This is a genomic window from Actinomycetospora succinea, from assembly GCF_004363095.1.
Classification (GTDB): domain Bacteria; phylum Actinomycetota; class Actinomycetes; order Mycobacteriales; family Pseudonocardiaceae; genus Actinomycetospora; species Actinomycetospora succinea.
Genome location: NZ_SNYO01000011.1, coordinates 1 through 16,598, shown reverse-complemented (window position 1 = coordinate 16,598; position 16,598 = coordinate 1). Strand labels below are relative to the sequence as shown.

Sequence of the window (16,598 nt, the reverse complement as noted above, 5' to 3'; positions counted from 1 at the left end):
ATCCGACTAAGTCGGTGTGGGGGACTACTGACGAGCGATGGGTAGAGCTCAGCGCCACCCGCGGGACAGAGTGCCCCGATGCCACATGAAATCGATACCGAAGGTGCCGACCGACCCTGGCTGGCGGGAGTCGCCACTTCCGTTCGCCGAACGGCCTGTGTTCGTGAGCTTCGAGTCTGAGAAGGTCGACTGGTCGAGGCTTGTCGATGAGATCGACCTGCCGGCTAGGCTCGGGGATGACCGATTCGCTGTGCGCCAGCGAGAGCGCGCTCATCGGCAAGCCACATGCACCAGGCGATCGACGTTGACAGGCGTTGGATCGAACCTCGTTTTCGAGGAGCACTTCTCGGGCGTATTCGGCGAGGACATCGCTGACTAAGTGACGAGGGAGCAGACGTTGCGCGAGCATCGCCGAGTCCCAGTAGCTAGAAGCTGCTCGGTGATCATTCGTTCCTGCAGCGCGTGCCCGGAGGATTCGTCCTTCGGACGGGTGGTATCTCGGATCTGCCGACGCCCGGTGCCAGGGTTACGACACCCACGCGACGATGGCCGGTGGCTGACCTGCCGCGCGAGATTCTTGATCATACTCGGCGCGACGACGAATCGTTGACCGACAGATCAGTGACTCAGCCAGCGATTGCAGTCGACCAAGAAGCCCGCGTCCGCCGAGCGCGACGTCGCGCGAGGGCGGCGGCGACGACCGGTGGCTCTAGCATGTACCGGCGCCACAGGCGTGCAGGGTCGCAAGTCAGTCGGAACGCCCATTCGACCCCGAGCCTCCCCATCCACCGCGGGGCGAGCTCCTGCTTACCGGCCACGTAGTCCATGCAGCCGCCGACGGTGCAGACCACCGTCGCAGAGAGCCGGGAGTAGTTCTGGGCAATCCACGCCTCCTGAAGCGGCATGCCCATGCCGACGAGGAGAATATCCGGCTTGACCTCGTCGAGCCACGAAAGAACGGCCTCATTCTCGACCGATCCGCTAGCGGTATCGAAGTACCCATCCCGTACGCTGATCTCAAGACGCGGATGACGCGCCATGATCTCGATCGCCGCCCGCTCACCGACGCCCGGAGCGCCTCCAAGGAATGCGATCTTCAGGCCGGCCTCCTCAGCGACCGGGAGAAGTCGGACCAGCCAGTCGGTGCTCCCGACACGGTGCTGGCTTCCGAGGTTGTCTCGCCGGTTCTGCGCCAACCAGAGGATCGGCGCTCCATCAATGACGACCGACTCGGCAAGTTCGTAGAACTTCCTCACGTCGGCGTTGCGCTGCCAGAGGTAGAGGCTGTGGAGGTTGTGGTTGGCGAGCAGTAAACGGTTCCCCGTCATGGCGCGAAGGACGATCTCGTTGACGATCTGCCCGGCCGTCATGGGGGTGAGGCGAATCCCTCCAGCTACAAGCGCCTCGGTGGAAACGTCAGAGTCGGTCGGACGCTCTAAGTCGACGCTCTTCTCGTCGCGGGCGGACGACCAGAAGACGGATTCCTTCGCCGGCTGAGAAAGGCGGGGGTTCTCCATCGCTGACGTCACGGCAAGTCTCCCGGGGGAAGTCGTAGCTAGTCGCAGAACCATCAAGACCTTCGGGCTGTCCGTCGGTCGGAGGGAGCGAAGCGTTACCGCGTATCCCGGAAGTTGCTAGGCTAAATGGGTGAGCTTGAGCTGTGAACCAACTCACCGTGGTCAGAAGCAGATCTTCATTCGTCGGTTGCCACACGAGCACGCAGACACGAATGGCCGTACCGCGCTTTTCAATGGGCCACCAAGCGCATGAGATAGCCAGTTGCAGAACTACTTATCACGCTCCGTGCCTCTGAAGATCCTATAGACTAGTCCGAATGAACTAACAAAGAGATCTTTCGGAACTCGGCGTCCCAACGATGCTGCGGACGTAGAGGCCTACTTCGTCTTGCGTCCGCCAGGCCAGGTAGATGTGGGATCGTGCTCATGTGATCGTCGGGCAGTCTCGGCGCGCGTGGAGCCGACAGATCGCGATGCTCGGGGTGTTGGCTGCTGCGTCGTGCGCGCCGATCGATCCGCCTGCGTCGCAGCCCACCCGTCCGACCGTCGTCGGGCAGCCGGCACCGTCCGAGCAGCGGGACGTGCGGCCGTTCCTGACGTTCCCCTGCAACCTCCTCCCCCCGGCGGTCGTCGACGACTTCAGCCTGCGGGAAATTCGGCCGGCGCCGCCAGACCCCGCGTCCCCCGGCGACGTCGCGCATTGCAAGGTCCAGATCGCGCGCGTCGACCCGGCAGCTGCCGAGGACGACGTCACCATCGCCCCGTACGAGCGGGACGTCGTGGCCGAGGAGGAGGCGAGGCGCACCGGGCTGACGGCCGCTCCGCCGGTGGTTGGGCTCCCGGCCGGGGTGCGGAGCTCGGGCGACGACTGCTCCGTCTACGTCCGCACCGCCCCGGACCAGGGGCTGCTGGTCGATCTCGTCCGGTACGACCCGGCCCCTCCCGAGGCCGGTTCGCCGTGTGACGTCGTGTTGCGGATCGCCGGCTCCTTGCTCGCCTTCGTGCCGCGCAGCGGTTAGGTCTCAGCCGAGAGCGCTGCGGATGCGGCTCACCCCGGGCTGGTCGGCCGGTTCTCTCGCGGCCTCCGCGACATCGGGCGCGAAGTCCGACGCGGTGCGCGAGGGCGAGGCGAAGTCGTCGTAGCGGAAGGACGGGCCGTCGACGTCGGTGGACGGTGGCAGCGGTTCGTGCAGGAGCAACGTGTTGATCTCCGCGTACTTGGTGAAGGTCCGGCGACTGCGCTGCACGACCTCGTCGAACTCAGCGTTCATCCGCCCGACCAGGCCGGCGTGCTCCTGCCTCACACGGTCGACCACGGTGTCGGGGAAGGTGGCGGTGAGGTCGAGGGTGGCGAGCGAGGCGGTGGTGCCGATGGCGATGATCCCCACGCCCAGGGCGGCACCGAGCGCGCTGGTGGAGGCGAGGGCCGTCATCGCCGACTGCGCGACGCCGGTCGACAGGGCGATGTCGGCGCGCATCTGGGCGGTGTCGTCGGCTTCGACCAGGGCGTGGCAGGCCGCGGTGCCGGCGCGCAGGAGCGCGACGGTGTCGCGGCGGGCCAGGCCGGCGACCTTGTAGGCGGTGAGCAGGTAGCCGCCCAGGTCGGTCATGGCCTCGGCCTGCTCGGCGGCGAAGTGCCGGACGCGGTCGAACTGCGTGCGGAACGCGTCGGCGCCCGCGCCCTGCCACGAGCCCAGCTGCCGGATCGCCGCGGCCTGGTTCTCGGAGAAGCGCCCGGACCGCGGGGAGCCCTCGTCGAGGAACTCGAGGGCGTCGACGATCCCGGTGGCGACCTGGTGGAAGCCCTCCGGGCGGAGCTCGATGACCGTTCGGAGGGCGTCGAGCATCTCGCGGCGGACGTCCTCGACGGCGGGCATCGAGAAGCCCCGCACGAGGTCGATCGGACTGGCGAAGGGCGGCAGGTAGACGCGCTGGAGCACGAACGCGTAGGCGTCGGCGAACGCGTGGACGGCGCCGATGACCTCGGCGTCGCCCGGGACGTCACCCGCCATAGGAGGCGCCGGTCTGCTGGTCGGCGCGGCGGTAGACGTCGTGGATGTCGAGCAGCGCCTGCCGGGTGGCGGCGGTGGCCTCCCGACCGTGCCGCTGGCGTTCGAGCAGCCGACCGTTGAGACCCTGCACCGCGATCACGAGATCGCTCCCCGCCGCCGTGCCGGGCGCCTCGATCATCGGGACCGGGTCCGACGGCCACGCCGCCAGCACCTGGTCGAGCGCCGCGATCATCTGCTGTACCGACTGGTTCGCGCAGCGCTCGAGATCGGCCAGGTTGACCTCGAACCCCTGGCCCGCCCCCGGTGCGCTCATGTAGGGCACGGTCGCACGACGACGGTCCCCGGCGGGGCCGAATGAACATTTCCGGCCGGCTCAGACCTCCGGACGGGCCAGCCGGACCATCGGCGCCTCGAGGCAGGCGCGGTGGAACGCCTCGCGCTCCTCGGCCTCGCGGCGCGCCTCGTCGAGCGCGGCCGCGTCGGCGTGGGCGTCGTCGCGCAGGCCGTCCTCGTCGGTCGTGGCGACCGCGACTGCGACCTCGGTCTCCTGGAGCCGAGCCCGGACGCCGACGAGGCGGGAGAGGAGCTCGCGCACCCGGTCGGCGCGGCCGGCGGCTTTGCGGGCGGCCCGGACCTCGTCGGTGAGCCGTCCCTCGAAGGAGCGCAGGGTGGCGACCTGCTCCTCGAGCCGCCGGCGCCGTGCGGAGACGGCGGCGAGGCGGGTAGCGGGGCGGTCCTGGACGTCGACGGTCATGGGTCACCTCGGGCTCGGGGTGTGGACGGAGGCTGCGACGCGCCGCCGATCGGGCGGCGTCACGGAGCGTGTCGCTCGCTCGGACGGAGCTGTTACGAGGCGTCGAAACCTGCCGCGGGTGCCGTCCTCCGTTGGAGCAGGTTCACGCGGACGGGTGAATCGATCGCTGTAGCAATCACGCACCGGAACAACGATCTGTAGTCAACGGGGATCCGTCGGACCCCCGGTGAGGGACAGATCGGCGAGACCGGGGGGTCAGGCCATGAGCACGACGGAGTCACAGGAACCGGGCGACCACACGCCGGTGTTCGTCGACGCCAGCGGGCGTCGGCGGCGCGGGGTGTCGGTGCTGGGGTACCTCGGGGCCTCGGCCGCCGCGGCCTACCTCGCTGCGTTCGGGCTGACGGTGGGCACGCAGACGGTGTCGCTGCAGCCGGTGGGCGCGACGCTCACGCCGAGCCCGGCGACGCCGGACGATGAGGGGGACGACGCCGACGACGACGAGCCCGAGGTCGTGCCCGCGGCGTCGCCCGTCGCCACGGCGGCGACGCACCACGCCTCGTCGGCACGCCACGAGCGGACCGCCGACCGGCACGAGCGCACCCACCAGCGCCACGTCGCCGCACCCCGCAAGCAGCCGGCCCGGCTGGTGCCGCTGCGGGTGGTCCGCGAGCCGAAGGCGATCGTCCACACCGCCGTCACGCACACCACGACCACGACCGTCACCACCCGCGAAACCCCGCGCCACCAGCAGCGCCACCACCAGGAGACGAAGCACCACCACCACACGCACGGGGCGTCGAGCCACGCGCACGGGCACACGACCACCGACGCGGCGACCGCCGACGTCCTGAACACGGTGAGCCAGGCGTGACCGCGCCCCGCCACCGGACCCCGAGGCGCCGGCGCCGTCTGCTGCCGCGCGCCGGGGTGCTGTTCGTCGTGGTCGCGCTGACGATGTTCAGCTGCCTGCTCGTCGTGGACGGGCTCGCGCGCTCGCAGGTCGGGGTCGACGCCGTCGCGCAGGACACCTCGCCCGACGCCACCGACGGGGTGCCGCCGGCGATCACCGACGGCGGTCCCGTGATCGACGCCCGCGGCGCCGCGCCGGCGAGCGCGCGGATGCCGGCGAAGACGATCGCGCTGACCTTCGACGACGGTCCGGACCCGACCTGGACCCCGCAGGTCCTCGAGGTGCTGCGCCGCCACCAGGTGCCCGCGACGTTCTTCGTGGTCGGGTCGAACGCCGCCCGCAACCCCGAGCTGCTGCGCGAGATCCGCGCGGCGGGCTCGGAGGTCGGGCTGCACACGTTCACCCACCCCGACCTCTCGCAGGCGTCGGACTACCGCATCGACCGAGAGCTCACCGAGACCCAGCTGGTGATCGAGGGAGCGCTGGGGGAGTCGAGCTACCTGCTGCGCCCGCCGTACTCGTCGACCGCGGACGCGGTCACCGGCGACGCGCTGCGCTCGTTCACCACCGCCGGCCGCGACGGGTACGTCACCGTCCTCTCCGACACCGACAGCCGCGACTGGGAGCGCCCGGGCGTCGACGCGATCGTCCGCAACGCCCAGCCGGCGAACGGGTCGGGCGGCGTGGTCCTGCTGCACGACGCCGGGGGCGACCGGTCCCAGACCGTTGCCGCGCTCGACCGCCTGATCCCCGAGCTGCAGGCGCAGGGGTACCGGTTCACGACCCCGGAGGTCGCGGTCGGGCTGCCCGCCGACAACCGTCCGGTCGCGGCGGCCGACCACCTCGCCGGCAGCGTCGCGATCGGCCTGGTCGCGGTGGCCGGGGTCGTCGTCGACGTCCTGACCTGGTTGCTGCTGGTGGTCGGCGTGCTCGTCGTGCTGCGGCTGGTGCTGATGCTCGTCGTCGCCGTCCGGCACCACCGGCAGCGGCACCGCCCCGGGTTCTCGTGGGGCCCGCCGGTGACCGAGCCGGTCTCGGTGATCGTCCCGGCCTACAACGAGAAGGAGAACATCTCGGCCACCGTGCGCTCGCTGGTGGCCAGCGAGCACCCCGTCGAGGTGATCGTCGTCGACGACGGCAGCACCGACGGCACCGCCGACATCGTCGAGGCGCTGCGGCTGCCGCGCGTGCGAGTGGTGCGGCAGGTCAACGGCGGCAAGCCCGCGGCGCTGAACACCGGCATCGCGCACGCCCGCCACGAGCTCATCGTCATGATCGACGGGGACACGGTGTTCGAGCCGTCGACCGTCGGACGGCTGGTGCAGCCGTTCGCGGACCCGTCGGTGGGCGCCGTCGCGGGCAACGCCAAGGTCGCGAGCCGGCGGGGTCTGATCGCGCGCTGGCAGCACATCGAGTACGTCATGGGCTTCAACGTCGACCGCCGCGTGTACGACGTCCTGCGCTGCATGCCGACGGTCCCGGGCGCGATCGGGGCGTTCCGGCGGCGGGTGCTGCTCGCGGTCGGCGGGGTCAGCGACGACACCCTGGCCGAGGACACCGACCTCACCATGGCGATCTGCCGCAGCGGCTGGCGCGTGGTCTACGAGGAGTCGGCGCGGGCCTGGACCGAGGCGCCGGCGACGCTGCCGCAGCTGTGGCGCCAGCGGTACCGCTGGAGCTACGGGACGATGCAGTCGATGTGGAAGCACCGCCGCGCGGTGCTCGAGTCGGGGGCGTCGGGCCGCTTCGGGCGGCTGGGGCTGGCGCACCTCGCGGTGTTCCAGGTGCTGCTGCCGTTGCTGGCGCCGCTGGTCGACATCTTCCTGGTCTACGGACTGCTGTTCCTCGACCCCGTGACGACGCTGGTGGCGTGGTCGACGGTGCAGGCGGTCCAGCTCGTCGCCGCGGTGATCGCGTTCCGGCTGGAGCGCGAGCCGATCGGGGTGCTGTGGCTCCTGCCGCTGCAGCAGATCGTCTACCGGCAGCTCATGTACGCGGTGCTGATCCGCTCGATGGTCACCGCGGTCGGCGGCATCCGGCTGGGGTGGCAGAAGCTGCGGCGCGTGGGTGGGCTGGAGGTGCACTTGCAGGAACCGGCGGTGTTCCCGACGCCGCCCGACGCGCCCGAGGCGCCGCCGTCACGGGCCTCGACGCGGCTGGTGGTGCTCAGCCGACGCTGAGCAGCGTTAGCCGACGACCCTCGCAGCTGCGTCACGGGGCGGGGCAGTGACCGGTTCCGTCCATCCACAGGAGGACGTCCAGGGTTCGCAGGACGCTGACGCGGTCCGACAGGCCGGCGGCTTGATGCGCGGCGCGCAGGACCTCGACGTAGGCAGGGTCGCGGTGGAGGAGCTCTTGGACGCAGGTCCAGTGATCGCGCGGACGGCGCAACCCGAGCTGCTTGCCGACGACGCTGTCCCACACCGGCAGCAGGCGGGGCCGCTTGCGGGCGAGGATCTTCGAGATCGTCACGTCGCCGAAGCCGTCGACGTCGGCGCGCGGGCGGCCCGGACGGCGTTCGGCCAGAACCCACCAGAGCTGATCGGCACATTCCCCGTCCGCGATCGCACCCGGGGTGGCGTCGTGGAGATCTCGATCGGCCGGGATGCCTTCGAGTAGGCCGGAGATCCGATCTGCGTCGGGACCGAGGACCCGGAGCGCCGCATGCTTCGGGACCCTGACGCTGAGCAGCGAGACCGCCACGAGGTCATCAGGGACGATCCGGTCAGGCGGGTTTTCGCCGAGGACGTCGAAGGAGGCGCCGGAGAAGTTCGGTCTGCCGGGAGCCGGCTCGTCGAAGTACGTCGTCAGAGCCCGCGTGCACCAGTCACGATGCTCCTCGGAGCCCTTCGCGACCTTGATCAGCCATTCCGGCGTCGCCCCCACAGCGCACGACGGTAGAGCGGATGGTGCTGCGCGCAGGAGCGGTCCACCAGATGGTGTGACCACCTGTCGGCGACGGATCCGCCATTCGCGATGGCCAGGGTTCGTACCGGTCCAGATGGCTACTTTGGATCTCCGGGCGCTCAGCCGACGTTGAAGCGGGAGCCGGCGAAGGTCCACGACAGCGGAGTCGCGAGGTCGAACTGACGCTGGTCGATGAAGCTCTCGAGGGTGTCGACGCGGGGGAGCGACTCGCGCCAGACGTCCGTGGTCTCCTCGTAGGCCGGGTGCTCGAGGTGCTCGCGGCGGACCTCGAGGAAGCGACGCAACCAGGCGGGGTCGTCGCCGGCGGGCGGGCCGGTCTCGGTAATCAGCGCCGGGAGGTCGTCGGGGCCCGAGCCGATGCCGTGCTGGATGCCGGTGTCGAGCAGGGCGAGCTGGCCGAGGGCGTTCGTGATGCCTATAGCTCGGGCGCGGTCCATCGCGGGGCGGAAGTAGAGGTCGTCGTAGACGGCGTCCTGGGCCTGGTTGAGCCGCGGGTCGGTCTGCGACGCCCGGCGCCAGGCGTCCTCGAAGCCGTCGAGGCCCTTGGTGCTGTCGCCGTCACCGCCGTCGGCGACCTGGCTGTCGATCCGGGTCAGGGGCTGGAGGTAGCGGTGCAGAGGGTTCTGGGGGCCGGCGATCTGCTCGTAGCGGCGGACGACGAGCAGGAGGTCGTGGGTGCCGCTGGTGAACCCGGCACGGCCCGCGGTGATCCCGCGGCCGTCGCCGAGCCGCTGCGCCGCGGCGTAGGGGAGCTCGGTCGTCGAGTTCTCGAACGTGCTGATGACGGCTTCGGCGGTGTGCTTGCGGGTCGGGTCGAGAAGGCCGGGAGCGCGGGGGTCTGCGGCGATCGACGGCGCGCTGCAGGCGCCGAGCGCGGTCCATCCGGCCACCGCGGCGCCGAGAGCGAGGAAGGAGCGCCGGTTCATCGTCGCTCCCAGGCCGTCGGCGTCACCGGACGACGATATGACCATGCTCGCGGCGGCCGTCGCCCGGTACACCCGATCGGGTCGACCCGTACGGACCAGTCCGGCCTCAACCGCGATCGGCGGACGATGCCTGCGCATCGGCCGAGCGTCCGGGGCGCGGCCCGAGGAGGCTCATGTCCCCGCACAGCACGTTCCACAGCTGAGGTAGCTCGTCCAACCACGTCCCGCGGATCACGCGCCCGACCGGCCCGATGGTTCCGTCGTCGACGGTGCTCGTGAACGTCAGGAGCCGGAACGGTTCGCCGGCGCGACCGACGCGCCAACGGCGGGCGATGACGGGGCTCCCGCATTCGAGGCGCACGGCGAGCGCCACGATCGCGATGAGCGGCAGGAGGAACACGAGGGCCCCGGTGGACACGATCAGGTCGAACGCGCGCGTGGCTCGCCGACTCGGTGACTGCGCGGCGCCGTCCCTGTGCCGACCGACAGGGAGAGCGCGAAGACGCTCGACGTCGGAGCCGTCACGGGACCCGGAGGCGCGCCGCAGGTACAACACCGAGCACCCGAGACCGTCGGCGATCGTCGCCGAGGTCGCGAGCGGCACGGAGCACGCGTCGTCCTGGGCCAGCAGGACGGCCTGCGCATGGTGCTCCTCGATGACGTCGGCGAGCGGTCCTCGGGCCGCCACTGCGGCCGTGCGCCCTTCGCCGGACCGAGCGGGGTCGGCGACGGCCACCGGGAGCAGTCCGAGTTCGGGGTGTGACCGCATCGTCGAGAACACGTCGAGGCCGACGTCCCGGGAGCCGACGACAACGGTCCGGAGGCCGTGCCCCAGGTCCCGTCTCGCGTGCCGGACCAGGGTGAGAACTAAGCCGCGTCCGATCTCGCTGACGGTCAGGAACACGAGCATGCCGATGGCGATCTCGCGGGTGTGCGGCGTGCCGAGAACGGTCGCCCCGGCGACGGCGACCGCGAACCCTGCCGCGACGGAGGCGAACGCGCGACCCAGGTCGTGGGCGTAAGAAAAGCGGAGCCGGGTCCGGTATAGCCCGGAAGCGACGCGGACGGCGAGGACGCCGGCCAAGGCCCAGGCGACCGAGCGGAGCTGCCCCGTCCAGGAGAACGCCACCGCCGTAGCCACAAGATCGGCAGTGACGAGGAGGACGGTCACGACGTGTCTGTGCGGATCGGCGGCCCCCACGGACAGCGACCGACCTCTCCAATGCGTGCCACCGACACCACGGACACGGAGCGCGCGCTCGCCCACCCCGCGCCGGATCCATCCATCCGCCACGGCTTTCCCCCGGACACCGATGCCCCGACCGCGCTGTATCGCGGTCGGTCTCGTGAACGGGTGTGGCCCCCCGCGCCGTGTACCTATCACCACCCGATCGTGTGAATCGCACGCTACCGAGAAGCAATGAGCAGCGGAAGTGCGTAGTGCGGCCCGATCGTCGACGGCCTGAGGATCTCGTCGAAGCGTTCGCGATGAACAGGTGGCTCGTCCACTGTCTCGAAGCACCTATGACTGAGGCTGTCGACCCTCTAAGGTGCGCAGTGCGAGTATCGCCCGTTTCCTGGATTCCGGTCGGGCGCTGGGGGGCAGCTGTGACGGCTTGGCAGTGGGTTCTCGTCGGATTCGGCGTCTGGCTCGCTGTCGCGCTGCCACTGGGATTCGCATTCGGCCGCGTCTTGCGTGACCGGCGAGTGATCGACACCGACGCCCTCGAGGACGAGTCGTCCGGCGAGGACGACCGAGCAACCGCACAGCCGCCGGCCGCCTCGGAGGACGACACCGGCGACGAGGGCGAGACGCTCGCCGAGCACTGGCTCCGCCACCGGTAGCGCGGAGCTGTTCGTCGCACCGCCCGTGCACTGCCGACGGGGTCGTCGGTGACGGCTCACCGGGTCACATCGACACGTGATCGGGTGATGCTGGGCCGGATGTCGTAACGACGCCTCGGAGATCCGCGACCTCGGGTGGACGGTCCGCCGCACCGGCGACCGACTCGGGGGGACAGAGCATGACGAGTGTCGACGCCAACCACGGCGCCGCGGGGACGTCCGATCCGGACACGGCGCCGATCGCGATCGTGCCCCTGCCCCGGCGGCCGGAGCCGCTGTCCGGACCGTGGGTGCAGCCGGTGCCACCGCCGCGGTCGTCGCGCTGGCTGGTCGTCCTCGTCTGCGTGCTTGCCGTCCTCGCCGCGGGCCTGGCCGGCTTCCTCGTCGTGGGACAGCCGTGGTCCGCGGTGGCGGGCCCGCCGGTAGCCGCAGCGCCGGCTCCGACCTCGCCGCCCACTGACCCTTCCGAGGCCCTCCGGGCGCAGCAGCGCAGCGACGCGGGCGCGACCGAGGCGCTCGCCGGGACCTGGGTGCCGCAGCTCTCGGCGAAGAAGGTCGGCATGACCGTCGACGGGCGGACCTACGACTACGCTGCCGTCCTCGCCGACCACCAGCAGCTCCGGCAGACGTACCCCGACGCCGTCCTCGTGTGGTCGGGGGACTGGTCGAGCTTCCGGGGGCAGGACTTCTGGGTCACCGTCGTGAACCGCTCGTTCCCGACCGGCGACGCGGCGAACGCCTGGTGCGCGCAGGCCGGGATCGGGTCGGACGACTGCTACGCCAAGCGCCTCTCGCGGACCGGCGGGTACGCGGAGAACACCGCGCTGCGGACCGGGGGCGGAGGGGCGGCCGCGAGCGCGTCACCGACCCTCGGCGCCGTCTGGTCGTCGAACCAGACCGGGTTCGGCGACGTCCGACCGAACGAGATCTACGCCGGCGGTAGCGGGACCGGGCAGGTCACCGACGTGACCTGGGAGTCGTGGGGCGGTGCGCAGGCCACGGGGCGCGGTACCGGTCTCTGGGTCCCCGACGGGGTCGCGACCGCCGACGGCGTGCAGAAGCCGGTCGTGGTCGTCGCGTCGAACCTCGGCGACTGCCACGGGCGGCTCGCCTACCGCAGCGTCGGCTGGTACTTCCCGACGGAGGGCGAGACGGCCGTGAACGGTGGCTACGACGACATCTGCGACGGCGGCTGATCGGCCGCTCCACGGGACGGCGCGGTGACCCACTGGTCGACGACGACGGCCAGCGCGCCGAGGGCGAGGCTCCCGACGATCGTGAGGACGAGGACCGGCGTCCAGCCGCCGTGCGCCAGCGGTACGACGACCACGCCGACGATCGTGCTGATCACGCCGTAGACGACGAGCGTCCGGACGACGCGGCGCACGTCGCCGGACGGCCGGTGCAGCGAGCGGACGCGCTGGCCGCCGGCGCTCACGAGGATCGCGGTGACGAGGCCGCCGACGAGGACGAAGCCGCGCCCGACGTTCTCGGGGTCGAGGGTCGGGTAGAGCGCGAGCACCGCGAGGCCGAGGACGACGCCGAGCACGACAGCACCGCCGCCGAGGCCCAGGGCCTGGCGGTTCACGGGGCTCGCCCGCACTGTCCGCGTCATCGCGCGCAGCTTGCCGACCCACGGCGCGCCGGTCACCACCGGCCACCCGAAAGCGCAGAAGTCGGCCCCGGCCCCGGCGGCGCCCCCCGCCGCCGGGACCGGGTCGCGGAGCACGGTGCACGACGCCCCCCGCGCCGTCCCCCCACACGTCGCCCCCTGTACTCGCCCGACGTGTGCTCACCGCGCTCCGCGGCCTGGCTGGACTCACTCCACGACGTGCACCAGCACGAGCGGGAGATCGTCCGGATCACGGAACACGAGGTACGCGTACGGCTCCGGGCCGCCGACGTCGACGACCCCGCTGTGGAGCACGCCGAGCCCGTCGAACCAGCCCGCCCAGGTGTCGAGCTGCGCGCGGCTGGACACCGACAGCGCCGCGTGGCCGCGCGGCTCGGCGCCGCCGGCGCCGTGCAGGCGGATGGCGATCCCGGACTCGGGGTCGCTCAGCAGGACGCCGTCGGTGGTGCCGTCGTCCGGGCAGAGCGTGGACGCCGGGGTCAGCCCCAGCACGCGCTCATACCAGGCGGCACTGCGCGAGATGTCGCTGACCGTCGACGCGAAGTGGTGGAACCCCGTGAAGCCGGGCCTCTCGACCGCCGTCGCCGTCATCCCACCTCCCGCGCTGTGCGTACTGATCGTGTTCGGCGATCAGCCTGTCGGGTGACACGGCGCGGCGGTACTAGGGAGTTCCCTCGGGGAGTCGGCGACGGCGCGTGAATTCGGTAGCGAGCTCGGTGCGCGAACGGACGCCGAGCTTGCGGTAGATGCGGGTCAGGTGCGCCTCCACCGTCTTGCGTGAGACGAACAGCGCGGCCGCGACCTCGACGTTGCTCTGGCCGTCGGCGATGCCCCGGGCGATCTGGAACTCCTGCGGCGTCAGCACCTCGAGCGAGACCGGGTCCTCGTCGGCAGGCTCGCCGGACGCCCGGTGCCCGGTCGCGGCGAGCTCGTGGCGGGCGCGCTCGACCCACGGGCGCGCGCCCACCCCGGAGAACGTCGCCTCGGCGTCGAGCAGCAACGCCCGTGCAGTGCCGGGGCGCCGCCACCGCCGGCGGACCTCGGCGTGGGCGAGGACGGTCCGCGCGCGCTCGTACGGCGCGGCCAATCGCGCGTGCGCGGCGTGGGCGACGGCGAACCAGTGCTCGGCGTCGTCGTGGTCGTCGGCGAGCAGACCCTTCCCGCGCGCGGCCATCGCCTCCGCGTACGCCGACCCCGTGCGCTCGGCGAGCCGGCCCACCCACGCCACCGCCGACACGGCCGCGGTCCGGTCGCCGGCCCGGACCGTCGCGTCGACGAGGTCGCCGGCGAACGGCACCGAGCCCATGCACGCGGTGCCCATCTGCTCGGACGCCGCGCGGGCGCGCTCGAGGTGGGCGGCGGCGGTCACCGGCTCGCCGGCGGCGAGCGCGCCCGCGCCGAGCGCCGCGGCCGCGTAGACCCGGATGCTCTCGATGCCCAGCGGCCCGGCCGCCGCCAGCGCCGCCTCCGCGCGGGCCCGGCACGACGCCGCGTCGCCGCGCACCCCTTCGAGCCGGGCGAGCAGCGTCTCCCCGAACGCGCGGCTGCCGGCCTGGCCCAGCTCGTCGGCCCACGCGACGCCCTCGCTCGCGTCGGCGTAGGCGGCGTGCCACCGCCCGGCCCACCAGTCGACCTCCGCGTGGGCGCCCAGCGCGAACGCGAGCACGAGCGGCACGCCGACCTGCCGCGCGCTCGCCGTCACCGGGGCGAGGAGACGGCGGGCGTCGTCGAACCGCTCGAGGAAGCAGGCGGCCTGGCCTCCGATGACCAGCGGCGGGGCATCCCACAGCGGGTTCGCGTCGCCGGCGCGGGCGACGAGCTCGTCGAGCAGCGGCTGCGCCTCGTCCACGCGCCCGGTCAGCGCGTAGGCGTGGCCGAGCCCGGCGAGCGCCGGGAGGGTCCGCCCGTCGGCGTCGCGGGCGCGGTCGGCGACGTCCTGGGTCTCGCGCAGCCGCCCGGTCATCGTCAGCGGCGCCGCGGCCTCGACGTAGAGCCGACCGGCGCGCGCGGGGTCCAGGGGGAGCACCGCGTCGGCGGCGCGCACGGCACCGTCGATGGCGCGCGCCGGGTCGAGCCAGGTGAGCGCGCGGGTCCGGACGAGCTCGACGTCGGCGGCGAAGGTCGGGTCGTGGCGCAGGGCCAGCGCCTCCTCGCACCAGGTCGCGGCGAGGGTAGAGCTGCCGGCGATGGCGGCGTCGGTGGCGGCGGTGAGGAGGCGGTCGGCGCGGGTGGCCGGGTCGGCGGTGAAGTCGGCGGCGCGGGCCCAGGCGCGCGCGGCGGCCTGGAGGGCGGAGCGTCGCCGGGCGGTGACGGCGGCCTCGACGAGACGCTCGGCGACCTCGTCGTCGGGCGCCTCGGTGGACTCGGCGAGATACCAGACGGCGACGTCGCGCGGGGCGTGGTGTGCGAGTCCCTGGAGGACCCGTCGACGCAGGTCACGGGCCGTGCGCGCGGTGACGAGGGGGCGCAGGAGGTCGTGGCGCAGGCTCATGTGCTCGTCGTCGCGCGCGACGAGCCGGCGGCGCTCGGCGGGGAGCAGGTCGTCGGCGCCGAGGCCGAGGTCGGCGAGGACGGGCTCGAGCTCGTCGCGGCGGGTCGAGTGGCTCAGCGCGAGCACCGCCAGCGCCGAGCGGGTGGTCGTCGGGAGCCCGTCGATGGCCGCGGACCAGGCGCGCTCGAGCGTCGAGCCCGGCGGCAGGGTCGCGGCGGCGTCGAGGAGGTCGGGGCCGGCGACCCGGGCCGTCTCGACGACGGCGAGGGGATTGCCGCCGCAGCGCTCGACGATCGTCTCGAGCACCGCGGGCGACGTGCGGACCGGCAGCGTGCGGACGAGCTCGCGGCTCTCGTCGGCGGAGAGCGGGCCGAGCGCGATCGTCGGCAGGCGCCAGACCGCGGGGTCGACCGGCACCTCGTCGCGCACCCCGAGGAGCAGCGCGATCCGTTCCGACGCGAGACGCCGGGCGACGAACATCAGCACCTGCTGGGAGGGGGGATCGATCCAGGGGAAGTCGTCGACGATCAGGAGCAGGGGACGCACGTCGGCGGCGGCCGCGAGCACCCCGAGGGTGGCCGCGGAGACGGCGAGCGGGCTCCCGACGTCGCCGGCGCGCAGGGCGAGGGCGATCTCGAGCGCCTCGCGCTGGACGTCGGGCAGCTCCTCGGCGTGCTTGAGGATCGGCAGCAGCAGGTCCGCGACCGCCGCGAACGGCAGGACCGCCTCGCCCTCCACGCCGGCCGTGCGCAGCACCAGGCGCAGCGATGCCGCGGCGACCTCGTCGAGCAGCGTCGTCTTGCCGGCGCCCGGCTCGCCGCGCAGGACGGTGACCGTGCCGTCGCGACGCGCCGGGTCCACCGCCGCGGCGAGCTGCTCCCGCTCGCGGGCACGGCCGATCACCTGCGGCGTGGTGGGTGGGCGATCGGACACGCGACGGGCACCTCCTCCGGTGCACCCATTCTCCGGCCGGGACAGATCATCGTGAGGGTCCGAACGGCGGAGTGTCGGGGCCCGTGTTGGTCCGATTGGACCAAGAGCCGGCTCCTGCTCGCCGAGCGTGATCGAGCGACCGCGGAGAGGAGCGCCGACTGTGGCCCGATCGTGACGGTCGCTGCTCCGCGCGGGCGCGGCCTCGCCCTACGCTGGACAGGTTGATCACTGCTGGTGGTCACGAGGGGGCGGGCGGCCGAAAGGGCCGCCCGGTTCGGGCGTGGGGGCGCCGTGTCGTTGCTGCAGTGGGTGCTGATCGGCCTGGGGGCGTGGCTGGTCGTGGCGGTCGTGGGCGCGCTGGTGCTCGCCCATCTCGTGCGCAGGAACCGCCCGGACACGCTCGACGTCCTGCGCGCCCGCGGGATCGTCGACGAGCCGGAGACGGCGCCGGACGACCCGCGGTGCGCCACCGACCTCCCGTCGCCGCGCGACGGCGCGCACGACCGTGCCGAGGCGCCGTCGGAACGCCGTCTCGATTAGCTCCGTCGCGACTAGCTGTACTCGGCCAGGACGTTGGTGACGGTCGGCGTGGCTGATTGAACGAGGAAGGCCCTTCGGGCGAGGTGGGGGTGTCTGACGCCGCCCG

16 protein-coding genes are annotated in these 16,598 nt (G+C 72.4%); 6 read left to right on the top strand and 10 right to left on the bottom strand.

What is annotated here, in order from left to right; all coding sequences use genetic code 11:
• Positions 1 to 626 precede the first annotated feature (626 nt).
• On the bottom strand, positions 627 to 1,529 hold the full coding sequence (locus tag EV188_RS26450) for a WecB/TagA/CpsF family glycosyltransferase (protein ID WP_166660094.1): 903 nt from the start codon (positions 1,527 to 1,529) through the stop codon (positions 627 to 629).
• A 416-nt stretch (positions 1,530 to 1,945) separates the two neighbouring features.
• Between EV188_RS26450 and EV188_RS26445 the strand changes: the two genes are divergently transcribed.
• On the top strand, positions 1,946 to 2,536 hold the full coding sequence (locus tag EV188_RS26445; protein ID WP_166660093.1) for a DUF3558 family protein: 591 nt from the start codon (positions 1,946 to 1,948) through the stop codon (positions 2,534 to 2,536).
• A gap of 3 nt (positions 2,537 to 2,539) precedes the next feature.
• Here the strand turns inward: EV188_RS26445 and EV188_RS26440 are convergent, their stop codons facing one another.
• The 3 genes from EV188_RS26440 to EV188_RS26430 are packed head-to-tail and all read right to left on the bottom strand — an operon-like array spanning position 2,540 to position 4,283.
• Positions 2,540 to 3,529, bottom strand: a complete 990-nt coding sequence (locus EV188_RS26440; protein WP_133829331.1) for a hypothetical protein — start codon at positions 3,527 to 3,529, stop codon at positions 2,540 to 2,542.
• Positions 3,519 to 3,842, bottom strand: coding sequence for a hypothetical protein (locus EV188_RS26435; RefSeq protein WP_133829330.1), 324 nt, complete (start codon positions 3,840 to 3,842; stop codon positions 3,519 to 3,521). Before EV188_RS26435 ends, EV188_RS26440 begins: the two co-directional genes overlap by 11 nt.
• A 60-nt stretch (positions 3,843 to 3,902) precedes the next feature.
• The gene (locus EV188_RS26430; RefSeq protein ID WP_133829329.1) at positions 3,903 to 4,283 is read right to left on the bottom strand and encodes a hypothetical protein; all 381 of its coding nucleotides are present in this window, start codon (positions 4,281 to 4,283) and stop codon (positions 3,903 to 3,905) included.
• Between the two features lie 262 nt (positions 4,284 to 4,545).
• Between EV188_RS26430 and EV188_RS26425 the strand changes: the two genes are divergently transcribed.
• Together EV188_RS26425 and EV188_RS26420 are read left to right on the top strand one after the other, a co-directional pair.
• Positions 4,546 to 5,157: a hypothetical protein gene (locus tag EV188_RS26425; RefSeq protein ID WP_133829328.1), complete on the top strand. Its 612-nt coding sequence runs from the start codon at positions 4,546 to 4,548 to the stop codon at positions 5,155 to 5,157.
• On the top strand, positions 5,154 to 7,376 hold the full coding sequence (locus EV188_RS26420) for a bifunctional polysaccharide deacetylase/glycosyltransferase family 2 protein (protein WP_341770796.1): 2,223 nt from the start codon (positions 5,154 to 5,156) through the stop codon (positions 7,374 to 7,376). The genes EV188_RS26425 and EV188_RS26420 overlap by 4 nt, the downstream gene beginning before the upstream one ends.
• Before the next feature lie 31 nt (positions 7,377 to 7,407).
• Here the strand turns inward: EV188_RS26420 and EV188_RS26415 are convergent, their stop codons facing one another.
• From EV188_RS26415 to EV188_RS26405, 3 genes are all read right to left on the bottom strand, one after another.
• A complete protein-coding gene (locus tag EV188_RS26415) occupies positions 7,408 to 8,082 on the bottom strand; it encodes a DUF6308 family protein (RefSeq protein ID WP_133829327.1) in 675 nt (224 codons plus the stop codon).
• Positions 8,083 to 8,222: 140 nt separating this feature from the next.
• Positions 8,223 to 9,050: a chitosanase gene (locus EV188_RS26410; protein WP_166660092.1), complete on the bottom strand. Its 828-nt coding sequence runs from the start codon at positions 9,048 to 9,050 to the stop codon at positions 8,223 to 8,225.
• Positions 9,051 to 9,156: 106 nt separating this feature from the next.
• A complete protein-coding gene (locus tag EV188_RS26405; RefSeq protein ID WP_133829325.1) occupies positions 9,157 to 10,221 on the bottom strand; it encodes a sugar transferase in 1,065 nt (354 codons plus the stop codon).
• Between the two features lie 536 nt (positions 10,222 to 10,757).
• Here EV188_RS26405 and EV188_RS31975 point away from each other — a divergent pair.
• Entirely contained in the window at positions 10,758 to 10,895 is a 138-nt protein-coding gene (locus EV188_RS31975; RefSeq protein WP_166660091.1) for a hypothetical protein, read from the top strand.
• 179 nt (positions 10,896 to 11,074) lie between these two features.
• Positions 11,075 to 12,091 carry a hypothetical protein gene (locus tag EV188_RS26400; protein ID WP_133829324.1) on the top strand — a complete coding sequence of 339 codons (1,017 nt, stop codon included), beginning with the start codon at positions 11,075 to 11,077 and terminating at the stop codon, positions 12,089 to 12,091.
• On the opposite strand, the gene EV188_RS26395 is transcribed toward EV188_RS26400, so the two are convergent.
• The 3 genes from EV188_RS26395 to EV188_RS26385 all read right to left on the bottom strand — a co-directional run bounded on the left by EV188_RS26395 (position 12,064) and on the right by EV188_RS26385 (position 15,952).
• Positions 12,064 to 12,624, bottom strand: a complete 561-nt coding sequence (locus EV188_RS26395) for a hypothetical protein (RefSeq protein WP_133829323.1) — start codon at positions 12,622 to 12,624, stop codon at positions 12,064 to 12,066. The genes EV188_RS26400 and EV188_RS26395 overlap by 28 nt on opposite strands.
• A gap of 90 nt (positions 12,625 to 12,714) precedes the next feature.
• Complete coding sequence (locus tag EV188_RS26390; protein ID WP_133829322.1) at positions 12,715 to 13,119, bottom strand: VOC family protein; 405 nt, start codon at positions 13,117 to 13,119, stop codon at positions 12,715 to 12,717.
• 70 nt (positions 13,120 to 13,189) lie between these two features.
• Entirely contained in the window at positions 13,190 to 15,952 is a 2,763-nt protein-coding gene (locus EV188_RS26385) for a helix-turn-helix transcriptional regulator (protein ID WP_133829321.1), read from the bottom strand.
• A 291-nt stretch (positions 15,953 to 16,243) separates the two neighbouring features.
• Between EV188_RS26385 and EV188_RS26380 the strand changes: the two genes are divergently transcribed.
• Entirely contained in the window at positions 16,244 to 16,492 is a 249-nt protein-coding gene (locus EV188_RS26380) for a hypothetical protein (protein ID WP_133829320.1), read from the top strand.
• Positions 16,493 to 16,598: the final 106 nt, after the last annotated feature.